The organism is Portibacter lacus, assembly GCF_021533215.1.
Taxonomy (GTDB): Bacteria; Bacteroidota; Bacteroidia; order Chitinophagales; family Saprospiraceae; genus Portibacter; species Portibacter lacus.
Genome location: NZ_JAJNKA010000006.1, coordinates 400,929 through 416,446 on the forward strand (window position 1 = coordinate 400,929; position 15,518 = coordinate 416,446).

Genomic DNA, 15,518 nt, shown 5'->3' on the forward strand with positions numbered 1-15,518 from the left:
CTAAGCTTTAAAATTGTCCAGCATCTACGTCATTCACAAACTTTACTAGTCCAGTAAAGAAATTCTTCTGATCATCAAACTGGCATAAATGACTTCCGTTAGGGCAATGCAAGTATCGACCATTCTGAACTTCCGTAGAAACCCATTCCATATGCTTAGGATCCATCGTGTCATATTCTGCGCCTATCGTTAAGGTCGGAACTGTAATTTCTTTCAGACGATCTTTTATATCCCAATTCAAAAGCGTCGCATCTCCTTTAATTCCAAATTCTGATGGCCCTTGCATCGTCACATATACGTCCGGATTGAGGTGCTTGAAACCGCGATTAATAGGATCTGGCCAGCTGTCCGTAGGCATTCTGATGATGTGTCTGGTGTAATAATGCTCCGTGATCAGTCCGAGATATGTTTCGTTCGAAAATTCTTCTTTTTCTTCATAAGACAGTATGGTGTCAAGCACTTTAGAAGGAAGCTTAGGAGCGAGTACTTTTGCGGAGTATTCATTGTAATCTTTAATGGACATTACCATATTAGAAATGATCAGTCCCTTCAGGTTCTTCTGATATTTTAAAGCATATTCTGAAGCTAAAATGCCTCCCCACGATTGACCAAAAAGATAAAAGTTGCTTTCATCAAGTCCCAGTGCAATTCTCACTTGCTCTACTTCTTCTACAAACCGTGGAAGATCCCATAAACTTAAGTCTTTTGGTTGATCAGAATAATAAGAACCCAGTTGGTCATAGTAGTAATATTCAATATTCTCTTGAGGGAAGTAACCGTCAAAGCATTCATATATTTCATGTGTCATTCCTGGTCCGCCGTGCAAGAGCAATACCTTTTTAGTGGGATTGTTCCCTACCCTTTTTGTCCACACCTTGAATTCACCTTTGGGCGTAGAAATGGGAATCATTTTAATACCTCCTAAAAATTGATCTTCTTGTCCAGAATTGTCTAAATATTCAGCACAAGCTTGGGTGTCTGAGGATGAAGGTTGCTCGGTGCAAGAATAGAGAAACATTGCAATGAAGAGGGCGTAGAAAATTTTCATTTTAAAAGATTTTCTACCAAGTTACAGATAAATATTTATTTGCAGATTAGAAATGTATTCTTGTTAGTGGTGTATCGTTGATAGATCACATATGAACCTAATATTGATCTTTGCTTTAGGGTGTTAGAAGATGAAATGGGTTTCACTTCTCCAGTAGTTCATGAAATAGCTGATAAAAATAGGAAGCACATTTCCTTCCTCCATTCTAAAATTGACCTAGAAAAAATTAACCACAATAGCCACTTCCGTAGGAATAAATATAGTCAGGATGCCAAGAACGCTCTTCACCTAGAACCATCTTAGAAGCACGACTGCCTTTGCTCAGTCCTGCTTGAGCGAGGAATTTAATTCCAACTTTATTTTCTATGGGCAACATCGTTCTTCTATCTTTCTCGGCATGTTTTAATTTTAATAATTCTATACCTGCAGTTTCCACTTTTGATAACACGAGACCACGCCCGAAATCAGGCAGATAGCAGCCAAGCAATTCATGATCAGCATTGAAATAACCAAATCCAGATGGATAGAATTTCTTGATTAAATGGCTCCTATCTTCACCATTAGCTTGGAAATCCATCGCACAGACCATGTCATAATCGGAAAGTGCTAATAGCCGGATAGCATCTGGGAGCTGATGGGCTTTACTTTCTGTGGAGTCGAAACATTGATACGCTGTAATTTTTCTGAAACCTATCTTGCGGTATACGTGCTCCCCTAGTTGAGTGGCAATTAATAGTTGAGTTTTACAACCTTTTTCTATGGAGAAGTCGACTAAGAATTGAGTGATTTGAAACCCCAAACCTCTACCTCTGTAAGCTTCTAGGACTATAATATTAGCGAGCCAAGCAATTTCTCCTTTGATGAGTACATTACCAGTACCAATGATTTTATCGTCTTGGGTCATGATAAACCCATAGAAAAAGTCATCAGCAATAAAGCAGTTTAGGAAATCTTCATAATCGAATTTCCAGTCCTCTGGTGGAAGGCTGTTGAGCCCAGGAATATCGCTTTTCCTTATGGCGCTAATCATTTTTGGGTATTTGTTCCGAAATCTTCATCTTCTAATATAAAGAGTTCATTCACATTTTTGTCGAATACCTTCGAAAGTTTCAGCGCAAGAATCGTAGAAGGAACATATCTGTTTTTCTCAATTGAATTTATGGTCTGTCGAGAAACTCCGATCTTCTTTGCCAGGTCATCTTGGGTAATATTTAATTCTGCCCTTTCCACTTTTAACCTATTCCGCACGCCCGAATCTTTTTATAGTATGAAAGAATAGCAATTGAAAACAAACGAGCATAAACATGACTTCGAAGGCGGACACTTCGTGGAAACTTACATGGCCATCTCCAGTAATTCTAGTGATTAACAGGTCAAATAATACAGCAATTAATGGCAAAGCAATAGAATATCCTATTGCGCAAATAAAAGCAATGACGTAAGATTGCGACCGTACATGTGTAATATATTCATCCTCAATAGCATCTTTGCTCAGTGAGGCAACTAGTAAAAATAACAGCATGATGGTTCGTAGAACATCTTTTATGAGTAAAGAATCTCCACCTGTAAATTTGTAAATCACTAAGAAACCAAGAATGAGTGCTCCACCTATGATTCCAATTTTCTTGTACCGATGCTGAAACCTAAAATTGATGATTTTTAATAGTTTGTTATGCTCATTTTGACAACTTGTGTATTGATTTTCCATACCAAAGAATACATTTGTGAATGTTCAAAGTGAACAATCTATTTTACAATATGTCAAATATACTTTACATATATGATATTGTCAAGATTTGTGTCATTTATTATAAAAAAGAGGTGGTATGCTTTGAATGGTCAATGTTTAAACCACGATAATTCGATGGAATACCTATAATATGGAAACGCCGCCACTCATTACAGAGCAGGAAGAAGACTTGGACGCTAAGGAAGGTGAAAAAGTCAGCGCTTATTCTACGATTTCGTAATCGATTCCTAATTTTCGCAATGCCCTGTACGCCGAACTCGTATTCTTATCTTCTACTTCGATTTCTACAGGATCCCCTTCTAGTAAGATTTCAGTAAGTTCACTAGCTAATGAGCCATCGATGCCAGAAATCTCTGCAAGACAATTGGATATCGCTCTCTTATCGGGTCGTTGAGCATCGCAAGACAATAGATTTAAATTCATACTAAATTTTACATAAATGTAAGAAACGATTTGGCTTGCAAGGCTGAAATGGACATCTGATTGTGAAAAATAATGCTTAGGATTTTTTTAGGTCAATGTTTGAAGTGTAGGTGGGTTGATGATTCTATTCTCTAATGATCTCCCTCATTTACCCTAGCATAAAACCAGTTTACTGGCTCTTTTTTAACCGCCGGCTTTTGTTCTAAGGCCTTAATCGGTTTTATCCATAGCTTGAATAAATGATTTCTCCGGACTGAAGCGATGGCATCTAGTGATGGAAATCTCGCACTCCTCTTTTTAAATTCTAATGAATTCGGATTCATATACGTCGTCCCATGGTCTGGACTGCTTACCAGTTTATCTTTGACTTTTTTATTCATCGATTTACTTAAGCGTCTAATATATTTTTCAATGATACCATCGTGAGTAGAAGCCATCAGCGCAAAATTATTATAAAGCTTCACATAGTGTATTATCCAAGGGAACTGCTCCACAAATTCTTCGATACTTGCATTTTTATCAAACTTCTTATCGGTTAAAAAATCTTGCAATTTACCAGTTAGATCAGTGTGTATATACTTTTGAAATTCCCAGAATCGCTTATTATCCTCTGGAATCATGACATTAAGCCTATTAAGCATGTGCAGCGCATAATTTGGGATCATAGCATGGTAACCAAGAAGTACATCCGGACCAAAATAGGCGATACTATTCGCTCCGCTAGGCGGCAACATGTAATTCGTTATCACCATTTGATGAATTTTATTCTCTAAGTATGAAGTGTCATTTGCCAGTGAATCTATCACTTTCTCATGAGAGGGTAAAAGTTCCGCTGCTAAATTCAAAGCATATTTGATTCGATACAATCCGATCACTTCACTTTTCAATAGTTCTGATATAAATCTACTTAAGAGTTCATGATCGTGAAGTTGCTCGTTGTTTTTGACAATGGTTTCAAATGTCGAATTAGTGAATGGCTCATGATCTATCAATACTGACTTTATGTAGTCAGTGAGAACAGGATCATTAATGTTTTCATTAGATAGCACTTGGGTTAAAAAGAGATGGCGCTCTTCTCCATTCATTTCCGTTCGTATCAAGTAGTTATTGACGATTCCTTTAATCTTACGTTTATCTTGCTTAGTCAAGGAAAGATTTTCAAGTAGTAATTCGCTAGGACTCAGACTTAACTCAACGGTATGCTGTCTAAGTATGAAAATGAATTTATCTTCGTTGAAGTAGGGAGATCTTAGAAATTCCTTAAGGATAGTTGTTCCAGACTTAAATAACTCGGTAATTTCTATGACTTTGTGGAGGGTAGAATCAGCGGAAAGCGACTCGACTTCGAGCAATTCCATTAATTCAAGAATGCGGATGTTATATCCTTGAGCGATTAACTCTCCCTTTTTGATAACTAAGGGAAAATCATCAAGCTTTAGAATGCTAGGGAATCTGCTCAATTTGTTTGCAGAACCTTTCACATAAGGCGAAAATGCAGTGATTAATTCATTCTTTTCTAGTTTGGCATTTTTTATTCTTGGAATATATAAACCTTCTACTTCTGAAATCGATGTGATGGCAAATCTTTCTAAGGTGTTATAATTTCCGACATGGCTGACAAGAAACTCGTGAAGACTTTCTTTTGCTCCATAGACATATATAGAACGAACGGTATTGCCTGGCTCATGTTTTAAGACAAACTGTCCCCATCTTTCTAGTGTGAATGCAAGCATTATTAGATTTTGAAAGAGTACTCCTTTTTCATCATTTGCTATAGAGTTGATGACCTCTCGACTTGGGATATTATTTACTTGTTCTTGTACGATTATAAAATATTTGTTAACATCCAATTCCGATATTCCAGCCAGGTGATTCAGCTCTTTATATTGACCTAAAAGAAAATCATCTCCACCTTTTTTCTGTAACATGCGCTCAGCAACATGGTGGAAATATTTGCAAAAAAGCAAATCGTTAAGTTGTTTGAATCCTAAGTCGTCAATGCATTTTACATTATCGAAGTCGACCTTCTGAGTGATCCATTCATCTAAGCGTTGGATAGATTCGCAAGTATTAGAAAAAATCATTTTGGTTTTCATAAGAGTGTCAAGAAAATATCAATGAAAATTACAAAAATAATAGAAAAGACTCCATGTCGTATGAGGTTAGATAGCGTTTCGGTTATCTTTCTTACGCATAAGTTTTCGAAAAAAAAGTGAGTGAATAATGGAGTTCTTTACATATGTATATGAAAAATCCCTTTGATATCTCCAAATTTGCATTGACAATGAAAACAATTGGGAGAAACATCATAGAAGAAAGTAATAGAATTAATATGGAAAGGAATCAAAATAAATTAGTGAGCGAACAGTTTGTGCTCTATGTTGCAGTATCTATTTTCGCAATTTTTATCGGAAGTCAGATAACGGAGGGTTTCCTTCTTGTACCGCATTGGAAGGCGATTTCAGCAGGTGATTTCTATGCCTATTATTCAGAATTTGGGCCTTCTATAGGTCAATTTTATACCGTATTAACCATTGTTGCAGCATTAATCCCAATTGCACTTGTGGTCTACTGCAAGTATATTGGATCAAAAGCTAGTCAACCTGCAATGATCTCATCTTTATTCGCAGTACTTTTCATTGCTTGTTTTTATGTTTATTTCAAAGGTACGAATGAGTTGTTTTATGAAGCTGCGCTAAATGATGCCGACTTGAAAAAGGAGTTAGTTATCTGGAGTTCCTGGCATTGGGGAAGAGTACTAATAGAATGTCTTTCTTTAATATTTTTGATACGCTCTGCCATTCAACTTCGAAATAAAAATACTTAAATACCTATAGCAACTTGTATCAAGCGTTATAGGATTAGCTTATGTTGAAGGTTATTTTTATGCCTTCTATGATCATGTTCGTTCCAATAATCGCAATGATCAGTCCCATTATTTTTCCAACGACTGAGATGAAGTTATTCCCGACAAGTTTAACCAGTTTCTCACTTAGAATAAAGACAAAATAGGTGATTACACACATTAGCCCAAAAACACCTACGACAATAAATGTTTGCACGAAATCCGCATCAGTGACGTAGTTCGTTGCCGTTACAATTGTGCCAGGTCCGGCTAGGATCGGTATTGCCAGTGGAGAAATAGCTATGTCTTCATCTATGTTTGGACTTTTGAGATGTTTAACAGATGATTTTTTGGATTGCAGCATTTCGAAACCTACATAAAAGATTAGAATTCCACCGGTAATTTTGAAGGCAGGAATAGTAATTCCAAATAATTCAAAAATAAACTGTCCAAGGATGACAAAGGAAACCACAATTATAAAGGCAATGAGTGTAGATTTGCTAGCAATTTCCTTTTGCTTTTCAGTATCTGCACCTTGGACAAGAGACGTGAAAATAGGAACATTTGCGATTGGGTTCATTATTGCAAAAAATCCAGTAAAAACAGTAATTGAAAATGTTATTAGGTCCTCCATTTTATTTTGTTAATTCTCCTCTGTAACACATGCTACCTTTCATTAAATACAATGTCACTTAAAAAAAAATTATATCGTGCTCATCACACGTCTCAAGTGACATTTGCTCCTCATTAACCACATTTCAGGAGAATTGTTCTAGCCTTTTTCTAACATGATAATTTTCGTGTATTTTACTCCTTCTATTATCGTACCATTTCCAGGAATAGATATAGCAATACTTAAAAATTTCATTCCATAAACCTCGTGGTGTGTTGATGGTTTTATTTTCGGTGCAAATGTACATTTTTTGATTCAATAACCTCTGCTTTATTGGAGAATCCAATTTAACTCGGATTCACTAAATCCGAATCAATTAATTATGTATTCAGCCAAGACTTAAACTCGGCAGTTTTAGGTCGACTTACTATAAACTCTTGATTTCTGGGATTGAGAAGCATCAGTTTCACTCGATGATTAAAGTATGGTTGGATCTTTTCTATAGCTGTTTTAGATATTATCTGTCCTCTATTAATGCGGAAAAACTGACCTGGATCTAATGACTGGATTAAGTGATCTATGGTTTCTTCAATAATGTAACGTCCTTCATTAGTAACTCCAAAGGTTATACTATCTTCTGAATAAATATATTGCAGATCTTCAGTTCTGATCTGAATAAAGCCATTGCCATCTTTTACTAATATGCCTTTTCGTTGGTTCGAAGTTTGCATCGACGTAAGCAATTTGCTTAATACTGCTTGGTCTATACCTGTAGACATATTATTTTTTGTGAACTTATCGATGGCTGCTTGCATATCGGTATTTTGGATAGGTTTCAATAGATAGTCTATACTATTTACCTTGAATGCTTGAATAGCATATTGATCAAATGCAGTTGTGAATATGATGGGTGCTTCGATTTTTACCTTTTGAAAAATCTCAAAACTCAACCCATCAGCTAACTGGATATCCATGAAAATAAGATCCGGAGCAGCATTTTTCTGATACCAGTCTATGACATCCACTACTGAATCTAAGATCCCTAGCAAGTCATAATTGAAGAAACATTCTTTTAATAATATTTGCAACTGATTAGCTGCTCTTGCCTCATCCTCAATGATTAATATCTTCATGAATTTTTTTTTGATCTGCCTCATTCAATAATGGTAAGAAAATTGAAAACATTTCCCCATCGTTCACAATTTCGATAGATTTATGTGAAATCAATGCATACCTCCTTTCGATATTTTTCAAGCCTAGTTTGGTAGAAGGCATTTGAGTTGATTTCGGTTGTATTTTATTTTTTACGATTAAAAGGTCGTCAGCTGCTTGAATGCTAATATGAAGTGGTTTATTTTTCGAAATCACATTATGTTTGATGGCATTTTCTAGTAAGAGTTGAAGACTCATAGGAACAATCAGCAGGTTAAGTGTTTTAGATGGAATATCCCATACCACCTTTAGGTTCTCTCCAAAACGTTCAGATTGAATATGCAGATAAGATTGTGCAAACTTTAGCTCATCATGTAATGGTATTAAATTGGCACTTCCAGATTCCAAAATGAATCGATATACATCAGCAATTTTATCAACAAATTGTTTAGCTTCCTCTTTTGTATTCTGATCTATGATATCTCGAAGTGTATTCAATGTATTAAAAAGGAAATGCGGCTGGGCTTGATTTCGGAGTGCATCTAATTGTATTTGAACAATGGCTCGCTTGGCTTTCTCCTCATCACGGATGGATTTTTGGAGTTTCGCATAAAAGGAGATAGCTTCATAGATAGACATCGTCATCATGCTAATAATAATGATAGAGATGATTTTCGATTTTTCAATATGATTGAAATTTAGTCCTGCTATTTTCTTTAGAAAAGCACTACCTGCAGTATCAATTAAGATTACTGTTAGTATTATCGCAATTGAAAACAAGATAATTCGCTTAAAAGTATCCTTATACTCAGGAAAACGAATCCTTAATTGAATCATTATTTCTCTAATGGCAAACCAATTTAACGTTGAAAAAAAAAGTGATACACTCCAACTAACCAAGGCATGCTCAATCGGGAGATCCCTGCCGAATGAATTGCTGAATATGAAGTCCGCTATAAAACTAAGTACTATGATCCCAATAATTATAAACCATTTGTCATCGAAACCTAAGTACTTTATTCTTCTTTCTTTATTGACTAACTTCATTTTTTAGTTAATTGCGATTAAGGGAATCCCTTGTTTTGCCTGGTAAAAAGTATAAGTTATCCATCCTGCATATATTAAAGAAAAAGTTGTAACAGCAATAACTTGATTCCTATTAGAATTTTTCCATTTCTTAGAAGCCCATAATGCGAATAACGGAATAATTTGGATACCATGCAATCCAAAGAAGTGAGCAATTCTGAGATCACCACCTTTCGTACTCCAGTTCAATATTGGTATTCCTGCACCTCCATCTGCCACACCAACGTTATGAGCCATTTGACTGATCATTTGACCACCGACCCAACTTCCTAATAGTACAACTGCCCATCCTAAGAAAATAGCCCATTGAACAGATTTTTCAGTGTTGAGTTTAAGGCGAACTGTATCAACAATAAAAATCATCATAAGTATAACATTGATCCCGATAAAAATGCCCATACAACCAAATAAGACTCCATCAAACAAGGTATTTTGGTTATAGTGTGATTGCACACCTCTAAATCCCTGTAATGGAATGATTATCATTTCCAATAGCAATGTCCAAGCTACGATTCCATTGATTATTTTCTTTTTTCGATTAGAATATGGGTAAAAATTGATAAGAAAACCAACTGTCATCATATATATCACAGTAGAAATGGTAAACTTAAGTGGTTTCAGCCATACACTTATACCTTGCACTACCCGATCATCAGTAAATAGACCAACGAAGCTTAGACCTGCTAGCAATAAAATAAACATGGCAAACCAATATAATATAGGACTTGAAGATTTTACTGTGCTGAATACTTGCTTTAAATTATTCATTTCTTGTTTAGTTTAATTGCTCTTATGATTATAAAAAGTAGGAAACCGACAGGGCCTAACATGAATGTCCCGAATAAGCAAGGAGCTAAGATTAGATGAGGAATCTTTATTGTTTTATTTTGATCTAGAATCCACATTCCGACGAGCAAATCGAATGCTAAGTAGTGAACCCATCCAGCGAGAACTGCATCCTCCTTGGTAAATAATTTCATTACAGATTCAAGGCTACCAAAATCAAGCCCTCCACCTGCAAGAATGGATTGAGTTATATACGTAGCATAAACCATTGATAATAAAATGGGAATGATTTTGAAGTCAACTAAAAATCTAGTAACCTGCCACTTAGGCAATATGATCATAAGGAGCCACATAGTCATGGCTAGTAAATTTGTTATTGAAAAAACATCAGATGGATTCATTGTTATATTGTTTTGTTGATATAAATATGCGGTTACATTGACCCACTGAAAAAGGAATAATGTTGAACCGTCGCATTTGTAGTCTGAAGTGTCATGGTTTTTATAAAAATATCTTATTTGAGAATCGGTGTTGATTGTTTTTCCTGTTTTTAAGCCTCATTTAAGAAGCAAAAAAAGCTTTTCCAAAATTTAATATGGCGCATTTTAAGAGGCATCATTTATTGCTATTTTTTGCTTTGTTTTGAATGGATTTTAAATTAACATTACAAGGCTAATAGTTTTATGCTGTCGGCGTTAATTGGTATTTATTGGAACAGATATTCGAGTCCATTATCAACAGTTATTTAGAAACCAAAGTAGGTCAATCAGACCAATTCTTAAATGACGATTTATCTAAGCAACTCAGAGAAATCATATTATTGCTATTTCAAGAAAATCAGTTGAAAGCTGCTGGCATAGGAAACAATGCAAAATTCCTGGAGAATAAACTAATTCGGAGCGATTTCATCTACTGGTTAGATCGAAATCATAACAATGTATATGAGAATGATTTCTTCGATATCATGGACGAATTTGTGAAATATCTCAATAGAACTTGCTATTCAGGAATTACAGGTTATGAGTTTCATTTCGCTTACTACGATAAAGGAAGTTTCTACAAGAGACATCTTGATCAATTCCGAGATAATCAAAATAGAGCCTTTTCTATGATTATGTATCTTAATGAAAACTGGATGGCTTCTGATGGTGGCGAACTATGCATTTACCATGAAAACTCTTCTCAGATTATTTCTCCGCTTAACGGAAGATGTGTATTCTTTAAAAGCAATGAGCTGGAACATGAAGTGCTTCTAAGTTATAATCCTCGAATGAGTGTGACGGGTTGGTTCAAGACTAATTAGTACATGATATTCCAATCTCGGGAAATGACAACTGCCCTACCCTGCGTTCTCGCAAGATAAGGCAGATGTCTATGCTTTGATTTTAATCTATTATCCTTGAGGTTGTGGCGTAAAGAAGAATTCTTCTTTCACAATCTTTCCTTCAGCAACAGTGTATACGCATATCTCATTCATATCTACTGGCACTGGGACTCCTTTCATATTGACATTCATCAGCATGGCAACTGAAAAAATATTATCTGCCACAAGAGGATCACTGATTTCACTTGAATTAATGCTTTCTATCTTCGCATTAAAGTTTTTGCTTTTTTCTTCTAGCGCATCGAATCCACTTACGATTCTGTTGGGAATTCCTTCTGGCTCTACGCTTACGATACTTGGAGAATATAATTCTTGGATAGCTTTTCCATAATCGCCTGTTCGGCAAATTTCTACTAATCTGTTTGCAATTTCTTGTGTTGTCATTGTGTTCATATTTAATTTAAGTTTGATAATTAGGCTTCTTTCATCATTTCCGCCTTTGTATAACACAAATATAGATGTGGTCTATGACAACAGTATGTCAGTAAGTTTTTGGGGGCTTGATTTTTTTTAAATTATTGATAATGATCGAATAGCTCTTTACCTAATTCTCCTAATCGATCATGTAGTGCTTTAGGTTGGATGATCTGTGCCTTATTCGTAAACGCAACCAGCCACCGGGCCATGAGTTCTATAGATGGAACCCAGAATTTCATTCGAATGCCATCTTCTTCGTTAATTTCTTCTATTAGACCGAAGTAGTATTTTCTTCTTTGAGCGTGTTCGGCGATAGAATGATCGAATAAGACCTCGACCACTTGTCCCTTTTGTTGTGCTTTCCAAGCCTTCGCTTGTTCTTCCAAGTAGTGCTGAAGATTAATGTGCGTTCTGGTATACGTCGTTTCTAGAGAGGTCAGATTTTGAATGCGGTTAATCTTGAATGTTCTGTAGTCTTTTTTCTCTTGGCAATATGCAACGAGGTACCAATGGTTAGATTGATGATAGCAACCTATTGGTTCGAGGATGCGTTCAGAAGGACTTCCACCGCCTGCTTTTTCATAGGAGATCTGGATAAGTTGCTTGCTTGCAATACACTTGAATAATTCCTGTAAGTAAGGTTTATGTTCTTCTAATTTATATTGAGTAATCGCAATAGAATCATCTAGAATGTCAAGTGCTTGTTTTTCAGAACTTCGTAACACTGCTCTTATTTTATTCATCGCAGAGGAATAATAATCCTGCGTTTCGTTATCTGTGATATTAACCATGAATTTTTCAGCGGTCAATAAAGACAGCGCTTCTCCTTCATTAAACATGATCGGAGGAAGTTTATATCCGTCAGTTATCGAATAGCCAATTCCTGGATCACCGATGATAGGAATACCTGCATTCTTTAGGGTTTTAATATCTCGGTAGACGGTCCGCAAACTGGTCTCAAATCGATCTGCAATATCTGAAGCAGTTATGATTTTTTTGGTTTGCAACATTATGAGCATGGATATAATTCGGTCGAATTTGTTCATCTAGAAAATTCTGTTTAGAACAGTAAAAATACAAATTGAACGCAAAGTCAATAATTCTTTAAGCGAACATCCATTACCAACATACGATAGGCCCAATTGTAAAAGCTATAAGATATTTTTGCTTATTCGGAAACTAAGTGTATTTGACCAGAAATAGTACAGGAAGTCTTAACGGTGTTGAAAATCGTCCCGAATTTTTCAATGTTCTTTTGAAGCAATTCTACATTCAAATGCGCCTCATTCGTGTAGATCGTTAAGTCATAATAAATTTTATCCATTCTCGGAGGTTTCTCTAATCTTACGGCGTTCACGGCTATATCGGCATGTAAGTATTCAAATTTTAAAATGGAAGAAAAACGTTCTAAGCTTTTTAGTATACAAGCAGAAAGAGAGCTTAAAAAGACCTCAGCTGGATTCGCTAAGGTGTCTGCGGAATCAGAAGTAAGGCCGAAAACAATTTCTGATTCTTTGATGCTGGTTTTGCCTTTTGTCTTGGCAACTGAAGTAGAATGGACGGAATATTTCATATGGATTAAATTTTGTATTGTCAGGCGCCTCTATTGAGGATTAAGGACAATATCTCTATTTCCTACCCAAGTTCCCTCTTCGTTAAGATTTAAATTAATAATATTTGAAAACCCACCTGTTCGAGTAAGCTTTTTAGTCATTTCTTTAGTTATAATTTGGTCTCCAGAAAACCATGTTGCATTTATCCAATATTCATCAAAATGCTTTCCCTTTAATGTCATGTGAATATGAGCTGGTTCTGAATGATTGGGGTAAGGTGCAGGTTTTATCGTGTGAAACCTATATTTTCCATCACTATTAGTCAGTGCCCAACCACGTAAATATCCATGCCGAACGCCATTTCCTGTCTCGTCCCCTTTCTTTTCATAGAGGCCATCATTATTCGTATGATATGCATATACGATAACATCCTTAGCAGGAGTTACACCATCTTTTTCATATATAGTGCCTTCCATAATAAGTCTTTCGCCTTGTACATTATGGTCTGCTATGGTTGTTTCCCATTTCAAGTTAGCTGAAGCTTCATTCGCGCCACACCATTGACAATCAGGTATTTTTGAGACATCGTTCTCACTGCTTGGGACGGGTTGTTTAACTGCAATTGTTATAAAGGTAATTAGGGTGCTATCTGCTAGTTGTTTCAGGTCTGCAAGAAAATGCTGGTCACTCCCATGGACGAATTTCTTACCCATATAAGTAATATATTGCTTGAAGTGGATATCATAAGCTTCAGGACTTGCTCCCTCAACAGTCGTATGAATGTGTCGGTTGTCAGCAGAACTACCATAGTCTCCAGGTAAAATGGTCTGAACAAATATTTGTCCATCTTCATTTGTGAAAACGCTTCCATTTAATCGAGCAGTGGACTCATCATTTGGATCAGCAGGATCATACTGACCATCGGAGGAAGTGTGATAGAGCTTAATTTTTTGTTTGCTTAGCGGTTTCTGATTCGCTTGATTAATGAAGGTGAGACAAAGCCATAATTTCTGTCCTTTTTCAGATGAATCACTGATCTGAACTTGATGTGATAAATCAATATCTCTAAATTTTTCTAAAGATTCTATTTCTTCATTGGTTAAGGGCAAGATGGTCCTATCGACAGCACATTGTGAGCTTAAAAAACTGATGGATAATATAGCCAAAAGATGTTTCATATTTGTAAATACTCAGTTACCTAAAACTAAAGATGGTCATTTCCGTCCGTTGAAATTCAATGTTTTATGTTTCTAAATTTACCAAATGATTTCTATTATTAAAAATAGAAGGTAAAATATCAAGGTAGAGCTTAGTGAATTTGTTTGTAACAATCGCTCAGCACCAATGGACCTCGTACTTCAGTACGAGATTTTCAAGTGAATATGTAAGTTTTTTACCAAGGTACAGCGTACCGATTTTGTTTGTAACAAACTCAGGAGAAAAAATCAAAGGTACAGCGTACCGGCATTGTTAGAATGTATTACAGCTACTTAGCTTAGACCATAAGCTCTGCAATCCTAGCATACGCTCTCATCCTTTCTCGGCTTACAGATCTAATACAACACAAAAGGTAAAGACATAGGACTTCGGTATTTATTCCGCTTTTTTCGAATTAAAATGGCTAAGTAGTCCCTTCAAATTTCAGGAAAGTGTAAATCAGAAGATTAAAGTGTTGAGATTAGGCTATAGAGAATTGTTTGTTTAGATGTCGGGCTTACCTGTCCATTTTAATAAAGCATCATTAAAGTTAAGCTACCATAGGACCTTGGACTTTAGTCCGAGAAAAAACGAGCATTTTACCAGTCCAATAGCTCTGCAATCCTAGCTAGTGCTCATTTCCTTTCTCGGCTTACAGATCTAATACAATACAAAAGGTAATGACATAAGACCTCGGTATTTATTCCGCTTTTTTCGAATTAAAATGGCTAAGTAGTCCCTCCAAATTTGAGGAAAGTGTAAATCAGAAGATTAAAGTGTTGAGAATAGGCTATAGAGAATTGTTTGTTTAGATGTCGGGCTTACCTGTCCATTTTAATAAAGCATCATTGATATCGTAGCACCAATGGACCTCGTACTTCAGTACGAGATTTTCAAGTGAATATGTAAGTTTATTACCAAGGTACAGCGTACCGATTTTATTTGTAACAATCTCAAGAGAAAAAATCAAAGGTGCAGCTCACCGGCATTGTTAGAATGTATTACAGCTACTTAGCTTAGACCATAAGCTCTGCAATCCTAGCATACGCTCACGGCCTTGCTCGGCTTACAGATCTAAAATAACACAAAAGGTAATGACATAGGACTTCGGTATTTATTCCGCTTTTTTCGAATTAAAATGGCTAAGTAGTCCCTCCAAATTTGAGGAAAGTGTAAATCAGAAGATTAAAGTGTTGAGAATAGGCTATAGAGAATTGTTTGTTTAGATGTCGGGCTTACCTGTCCATTTTAATAAAGCATCATT

General features: G+C 35.9%; 17 protein-coding genes. 2 read left to right on the forward strand and 15 right to left on the reverse strand.

Annotated elements, in window-relative coordinates; all coding sequences use genetic code 11:
* Window positions 1–7: 7 nt before the first annotated feature.
* The 6 genes from L2586_RS12890 to L2586_RS12915 all read right to left on the reverse strand — a co-directional run bounded on the left by L2586_RS12890 (window position 8) and on the right by L2586_RS12915 (window position 5,317).
* A complete protein-coding gene (locus L2586_RS12890) occupies window positions 8–1,048 on the reverse strand; it encodes a proline iminopeptidase-family hydrolase (protein ID WP_235293319.1) in 1,041 nt (346 codons plus the stop codon).
* A gap of 226 nt (window positions 1,049–1,274) precedes the next feature.
* The gene (locus L2586_RS12895) at window positions 1,275–2,078 is read right to left on the reverse strand and encodes a GNAT family N-acetyltransferase (protein WP_235293320.1); all 804 of its coding nucleotides are present in this window, start codon (window positions 2,076–2,078) and stop codon (window positions 1,275–1,277) included.
* Window positions 2,075–2,296, reverse strand: coding sequence for a helix-turn-helix transcriptional regulator (locus L2586_RS12900; RefSeq protein ID WP_235293321.1), 222 nt, complete (start codon window positions 2,294–2,296; stop codon window positions 2,075–2,077). The genes L2586_RS12895 and L2586_RS12900 overlap by 4 nt, the downstream gene beginning before the upstream one ends.
* Window positions 2,286–2,756 carry a hypothetical protein gene (locus tag L2586_RS12905; RefSeq protein WP_235293322.1) on the reverse strand — a complete coding sequence of 157 codons (471 nt, stop codon included), beginning with the start codon at window positions 2,754–2,756 and terminating at the stop codon, window positions 2,286–2,288. Before L2586_RS12905 ends, L2586_RS12900 begins: the two co-directional genes overlap by 11 nt.
* A gap of 243 nt (window positions 2,757–2,999) precedes the next feature.
* Window positions 3,000–3,221, reverse strand: coding sequence for a hypothetical protein (locus tag L2586_RS12910; RefSeq protein WP_235293323.1), 222 nt, complete (start codon window positions 3,219–3,221; stop codon window positions 3,000–3,002).
* A 131-nt stretch (window positions 3,222–3,352) separates the two neighbouring features.
* Window positions 3,353–5,317 (reverse strand): hypothetical protein, encoded by a 1,965-nt coding sequence (locus tag L2586_RS12915; RefSeq protein WP_235293324.1) that lies wholly within the window; start codon window positions 5,315–5,317, stop codon window positions 3,353–3,355.
* Window positions 5,318–5,505: 188 nt separating this feature from the next.
* Here L2586_RS12915 and L2586_RS12920 point away from each other — a divergent pair, with 188 nt between their 5' ends.
* Window positions 5,506–6,048, forward strand: a complete 543-nt coding sequence (locus L2586_RS12920; protein ID WP_235293325.1) for a hypothetical protein — start codon at window positions 5,506–5,508, stop codon at window positions 6,046–6,048.
* A 34-nt stretch (window positions 6,049–6,082) separates the two neighbouring features.
* Here L2586_RS12920 and L2586_RS12925 read toward each other — a convergent pair whose 3' ends face one another.
* From L2586_RS12925 to L2586_RS12945, 5 genes are all read right to left on the reverse strand, one after another.
* Window positions 6,083–6,700 carry a MarC family protein gene (locus L2586_RS12925; RefSeq protein ID WP_235293326.1) on the reverse strand — a complete coding sequence of 206 codons (618 nt, stop codon included), beginning with the start codon at window positions 6,698–6,700 and terminating at the stop codon, window positions 6,083–6,085.
* A 359-nt stretch (window positions 6,701–7,059) separates the two neighbouring features.
* The gene (locus tag L2586_RS12930; RefSeq protein ID WP_235293327.1) at window positions 7,060–7,812 is read right to left on the reverse strand and encodes a LytR/AlgR family response regulator transcription factor; all 753 of its coding nucleotides are present in this window, start codon (window positions 7,810–7,812) and stop codon (window positions 7,060–7,062) included.
* Window positions 7,793–8,878: a sensor histidine kinase gene (locus L2586_RS12935; protein WP_235293328.1), complete on the reverse strand. Its 1,086-nt coding sequence runs from the start codon at window positions 8,876–8,878 to the stop codon at window positions 7,793–7,795. The genes L2586_RS12930 and L2586_RS12935 overlap by 20 nt, the downstream gene beginning before the upstream one ends.
* Before the next feature lie 3 nt (window positions 8,879–8,881).
* Complete coding sequence (locus L2586_RS12940; protein WP_235293329.1) at window positions 8,882–9,685, reverse strand: hypothetical protein; 804 nt, start codon at window positions 9,683–9,685, stop codon at window positions 8,882–8,884.
* Window positions 9,682–10,104 carry an ABA4-like family protein gene (locus L2586_RS12945; protein ID WP_235293330.1) on the reverse strand — a complete coding sequence of 141 codons (423 nt, stop codon included), beginning with the start codon at window positions 10,102–10,104 and terminating at the stop codon, window positions 9,682–9,684. The genes L2586_RS12940 and L2586_RS12945 overlap by 4 nt, the downstream gene beginning before the upstream one ends.
* 308 nt (window positions 10,105–10,412) lie before the next feature.
* Here L2586_RS12945 and L2586_RS12950 point away from each other — a divergent pair, with 308 nt between their 5' ends.
* A complete protein-coding gene (locus L2586_RS12950; protein ID WP_235293331.1) occupies window positions 10,413–11,006 on the forward strand; it encodes a 2OG-Fe(II) oxygenase in 594 nt (197 codons plus the stop codon).
* 90 nt (window positions 11,007–11,096) lie between these two features.
* Here L2586_RS12950 and L2586_RS12955 read toward each other — a convergent pair whose 3' ends face one another.
* The 4 genes from L2586_RS12955 to L2586_RS12970 all read right to left on the reverse strand — a co-directional run bounded on the left by L2586_RS12955 (window position 11,097) and on the right by L2586_RS12970 (window position 14,235).
* Window positions 11,097–11,471 carry a SnoaL-like domain-containing protein gene (locus L2586_RS12955; RefSeq protein ID WP_235293332.1) on the reverse strand — a complete coding sequence of 125 codons (375 nt, stop codon included), beginning with the start codon at window positions 11,469–11,471 and terminating at the stop codon, window positions 11,097–11,099.
* Between the two features lie 131 nt (window positions 11,472–11,602).
* Window positions 11,603–12,550 (reverse strand): helix-turn-helix transcriptional regulator, encoded by a 948-nt coding sequence (locus L2586_RS12960; protein WP_235293333.1) that lies wholly within the window; start codon window positions 12,548–12,550, stop codon window positions 11,603–11,605.
* Window positions 12,551–12,672: 122 nt separating this feature from the next.
* The gene (locus L2586_RS12965) at window positions 12,673–13,077 is read right to left on the reverse strand and encodes an OsmC family protein (RefSeq protein WP_235293334.1); all 405 of its coding nucleotides are present in this window, start codon (window positions 13,075–13,077) and stop codon (window positions 12,673–12,675) included.
* A 30-nt stretch (window positions 13,078–13,107) separates the two neighbouring features.
* On the reverse strand, window positions 13,108–14,235 hold the full coding sequence (locus L2586_RS12970; RefSeq protein ID WP_235293335.1) for a dioxygenase family protein: 1,128 nt from the start codon (window positions 14,233–14,235) through the stop codon (window positions 13,108–13,110).
* Between the last annotated feature and the right edge of the window lie 1,283 nt (window positions 14,236–15,518).

Bases quoted from the DNA above. Each gene is read 5' to 3' on its own strand.
- L2586_RS12890 (WP_235293319.1), bottom strand. From the start codon at position 1,048: ATGAAAATTTTCTACGCCCTCTTCATTGCAATGTTTCTCTATTCTTGC.
- L2586_RS12895 (WP_235293320.1), bottom strand. From the start codon at position 2,078: ATGATTAGCGCCATAAGGAAAAGCGATATTCCTGGGCTCAACAGCCTT.
- L2586_RS12905 (WP_235293322.1), bottom strand. From the start codon at position 2,756: ATGGAAAATCAATACACAAGTTGTCAAAATGAGCATAACAAACTATTA.
- L2586_RS12910 (WP_235293323.1), bottom strand. From the start codon at position 3,221: ATGAATTTAAATCTATTGTCTTGCGATGCTCAACGACCCGATAAGAGA.
- L2586_RS12915 (WP_235293324.1), bottom strand. From the start codon at position 5,317: ATGAAAACCAAAATGATTTTTTCTAATACTTGCGAATCTATCCAACGC.
- L2586_RS12920 (WP_235293325.1), top strand. From the start codon at position 5,506: ATGAAAACAATTGGGAGAAACATCATAGAAGAAAGTAATAGAATTAAT.
- L2586_RS12925 (WP_235293326.1), bottom strand. From the start codon at position 6,700: ATGGAGGACCTAATAACATTTTCAATTACTGTTTTTACTGGATTTTTT.
- L2586_RS12930 (WP_235293327.1), bottom strand. From the start codon at position 7,812: ATGAAGATATTAATCATTGAGGATGAGGCAAGAGCAGCTAATCAGTTG.
- L2586_RS12935 (WP_235293328.1), bottom strand. From the start codon at position 8,878: ATGAAGTTAGTCAATAAAGAAAGAAGAATAAAGTACTTAGGTTTCGAT.
- L2586_RS12940 (WP_235293329.1), bottom strand. From the start codon at position 9,685: ATGAATAATTTAAAGCAAGTATTCAGCACAGTAAAATCTTCAAGTCCT.
- L2586_RS12945 (WP_235293330.1), bottom strand. From the start codon at position 10,104: ATGAATCCATCTGATGTTTTTTCAATAACAAATTTACTAGCCATGACT.
- L2586_RS12955 (WP_235293332.1), bottom strand. From the start codon at position 11,471: ATGACAACACAAGAAATTGCAAACAGATTAGTAGAAATTTGCCGAACA.
- L2586_RS12960 (WP_235293333.1), bottom strand. From the start codon at position 12,550: ATGAACAAATTCGACCGAATTATATCCATGCTCATAATGTTGCAAACC.
- L2586_RS12965 (WP_235293334.1), bottom strand. From the start codon at position 13,077: ATGAAATATTCCGTCCATTCTACTTCAGTTGCCAAGACAAAAGGCAAA.
- L2586_RS12970 (WP_235293335.1), bottom strand. From the start codon at position 14,235: ATGAAACATCTTTTGGCTATATTATCCATCAGTTTTTTAAGCTCACAA.